This window comes from Promicromonospora kroppenstedtii DSM 19349 (genome assembly GCF_000515355.1).
GTDB classification, from domain to species: Bacteria; Actinomycetota; Actinomycetes; order Actinomycetales; family Cellulomonadaceae; genus Promicromonospora; species Promicromonospora kroppenstedtii.
On sequence record NZ_KI911746.1, the window covers coordinates 47,571 to 48,022 of the forward strand.

At 75.2% G+C, this 452-nt stretch carries 1 pseudogene; it reads right to left on the bottom strand.

What is annotated here, in order from left to right:
• Nucleotides 1-452, bottom strand: a pseudogene (locus PROKR_RS36195) (ABC transporter ATP-binding protein); the annotation flags it as partial.

Consider the following 452-nt stretch of genomic DNA (forward strand, 5'->3'; position numbering starts at 1 on the left):
GGCATCGCGGCCGTCCCCGGCCTGCCGGCACCCGGCACGGCCGGTGTGGCCGGTGGTGTGGTGGTGCCGGCGAACAGGTCCACGTCGCGGGGCACGTCCGCGAGGCGCTCGGTGCCGGCGTACCGAGCGGAGACCTCGACCCAGCGCCGGGCCGACGCCGCACTCGTGACCAGCGCGCCCAGGCTGTAGCCGATCCAGCTGAAGGTGCCGATCGACGTGCTGACCAGGAGCGCCGTGCCCAGGGACCAGGTGCCTGTCAGGTGCAGCGTCCAGGCGAGCACCGTCGCCACCCGGCTCAGGACGGACGGGGCCAGCCCCACCAGGAAGCTGGTCCGCTCCTCGACCAGGGACGCGTGCACGCGGCGTCCGTCGACCCGCGCGACCTGGGCGAGGACGCCGCCGGTGGCCGACGCGAGCTTGACCGTGCGTACCGAGTCGAGGGCGGAGCCGAG